The sequence below is a fragment of the Mycobacterium sp. genome (assembly GCF_035623875.1).
In the GTDB taxonomy this organism is placed as follows: domain Bacteria; phylum Actinomycetota; class Actinomycetes; order Mycobacteriales; family Mycobacteriaceae; genus Mycobacterium.
On sequence record NZ_DASPSP010000101.1, the window covers coordinates 1 to 2,437 of the forward strand.

Sequence of the window (2,437 nt, forward strand, 5' to 3'; positions counted from 1 at the left end):
ATCGGCCTTCAGATATTTGACAAGCGGGGCGGTCTCGGCAGTCACTGTTGAAAGCTCGGCAGGCCACAACCCACCCGTCACCCACGGGGTGCAGTCGACAGGAGAGCTGAAGGCCGGAATCTTGAGGGATTCTCGGGTAGCCCTCCGGAGGCGCTGTCGCGCCGTATTCCGACCGAAGATCGCCACCGGCCAAGCCTACCGTCATCAACGGAAGCGACAACTTCATTGTTTGGCCGGCCCCAGTATTCGGGCTCAGTGGTGAATTGTGCGAATAATTCGGCCTGGGTAGCTTAAGCGTGTGACTGATTCCGCGCTGCAACAGCAGCTGAACGAAGTACGCGCACTGCTTGGCCGTGCGCGAGAGTCAGTCAACCCGGAATTGTGGTTCGGCTACGCCGATGACGACGGCGGCGACGGTGCCGCCAAGGCACGTGCCTACGAACAGTCGGCCACCGAGGCGCGGCTGCTGTGCCTGCGGCGGTGTCCTCTGGCGCAACAGCGGTTGTGCGCGCAATACGCGGTCCAGAACCGGGAGGAATACGGCGTCTGGGCAGGCGTCAAACTGCCCGGCGGCCAGTACCGTAAGCGTGAACAGCTGGCTGCGGCTCACGACATCCTGCGCCGGATTGCGGCCGGCGAGATCAACTCACGGCAGCTGCCCGAGAACGCTGCGCTGCTCTCACGACGTGAGGCCGACACCGTTGCGGTGACTGCGACGGTGTTTCATTTGCCCATTGGCCGAATCGACCCTCGGTCGGCGGCCTGAGCGTCATTCGTAGGCCGGATAGACGCCAAGCAGCAAATCGCAGCGCAGTACCAAATCCTTGCCGGGAAGTAACTGTCGGCTCCTCGCTTTCCGCCTGCCGAACACCCCGCGCGCCAGTCGTTTAGGAGCTTGTCCCGCGGATCTAGCCGTGCAGCCGCGTACTGTTGCGGTGTCGGCGCCGTATCGCACCCCCGACGAAGGGTGGACGATGAGCAATCTTGAGACCACGCCCGTCGAAGTTTCCTGCACCGCCTCACATCTCGAGGGTCTGGAGGTGCTGCGGCCGCGCGAGGTTCCGTTGGGCGGCCCTCGGGCGATCCGGGTGCGTCGCACACTTCCGCAGCGGCAACGGTCACTGATCGGTGCGTGGTGTTTTGCCGATCACTACGGCCCGCACGATCTGCGCCGAGCCAGCGGCATGGACGTTCCCCCGCATCCACACACCGGGCTGCAAACGATCAGCTGGTTGTTCAGCGGCGAGGTGGAACACCGAGACAGCGCGGGCGTGCATGCAATTGTTCGCCCGGGTGAGCTCAATTTGATGACTGCCGGCGCCGGAATCTGCCACTCGGAAGTATCGGTCGCAGCCGATCGCGACGCGACAGCGGTACTGCATGGCGTGCAGTTGTGGGCGGCGCTGCCGGACTCCGACCGCAACACCGGTCGCGACTTCGATCACTATGCGCCCGAGCCGATCTCGCTGCCCGGCGCGGTCGTGCGGGTCTTCCTCGGGCGGTTGGCCGGCACCCGATCGCCGGTGCACACCTTCACCCCGCTGCTCGGTGCACAGCTCGACCTGGACGCCGGCGCACGGGTGACGCTGGATCTCGACCCAACGTTCGAGCACGGCGTGCTGTGCGACCAAGGCGAGGTCACCATGCACGGCGTTGCATTGGCGGTCGGCGACCTGGGCTACCAATGCCCGGGCCGCTCCGCACTGGCACTGCACAACGACGGCGACCGGCCCGGTCGCGTTCTGCTGCTGGGCGGTACGCCGTTTACCGAACAGTTGGTGATGTGGTGGAACTTCGTCGGGCGCAGTCACGACGAGATCACCGGTTACCGCCGGCTCTGGGAAGAGGCCGACGCACGCTTCGGCGTCGTGCACGGCTACCGGGGAACGCTCGCACGGCTGCCTGCACCTGCCCTGCCGACCAGCCGGCTGCGGCCACGCCCCTCCGCCGGACAGACCGGATAGAAAGAAACCCAGATGGCCACGGATAAGACCGGCGCCCAGACCACCGTCAGCGCCGAGGACGGGAAGTACACCATTGCCGTCGACGGCCAGACCGTCGGGCTGGCTGCCGTCGCTGATCGGGACAATCAGCGGGTTTTCTACCACACCGAGGTCGATGAACGGTTCGGCGGACGCGGCTTGGCGAACATCCTGGTGGGCGAGGCACTCGAGGCGACCCGCGCGGATGGCAAACGCGCCGTTGCTGTTTGCCCAATGGTGGCCGCGTTCGTCAAGAAGCACCCGGAATTCAGCGACATCACCGATCCGGTCACCCCGGAGATCCTGCAGTGGAGGCAGACGCTCTAGCCGGATTGGCTCTCCGTAGCGAAATTTAATGCGTTGCTGGCCAACGTTGGGCGCACTGGCAAGAGCGGCAAGGCTACCCCGCAGCAACTCAAGTGCCGCAATGAGTCTCAGGCCCCAGAAGTGCTCGG

The 2,437-nt window shown here is 65.1% G+C and carries 3 protein-coding genes and 1 pseudogene; 3 read left to right on the forward strand and 1 reads right to left on the reverse strand.

Annotated features, from left to right (window positions below; translation table 11 throughout):
* Window positions 1-186, reverse strand: a pseudogene (locus VEI45_RS08290) (hypothetical protein); the annotation flags it as partial.
* Between the two features lie 157 nt (window positions 187-343).
* Between VEI45_RS08290 and VEI45_RS08295 the strand changes: the two are divergent.
* The 3 genes from VEI45_RS08295 to VEI45_RS08305 all read left to right on the forward strand — a co-directional run bounded on the left by VEI45_RS08295 (window position 344) and on the right by VEI45_RS08305 (window position 2,309).
* Window positions 344-766 (forward strand): WhiB family transcriptional regulator, encoded by a 423-nt coding sequence (locus tag VEI45_RS08295; RefSeq protein ID WP_324852038.1) that lies wholly within the window; start codon window positions 344-346, stop codon window positions 764-766.
* A gap of 208 nt (window positions 767-974) precedes the next feature.
* Window positions 975-1,964 (forward strand): pirin family protein, encoded by a 990-nt coding sequence (locus VEI45_RS08300; protein WP_324852040.1) that lies wholly within the window; start codon window positions 975-977, stop codon window positions 1,962-1,964.
* 12 nt (window positions 1,965-1,976) lie between these two features.
* Window positions 1,977-2,309, forward strand: coding sequence for a GNAT family N-acetyltransferase (locus VEI45_RS08305; RefSeq protein WP_324852036.1), 333 nt, complete (start codon window positions 1,977-1,979; stop codon window positions 2,307-2,309).
* The last annotated feature ends 128 nt before the right edge of the window (window positions 2,310-2,437 follow it).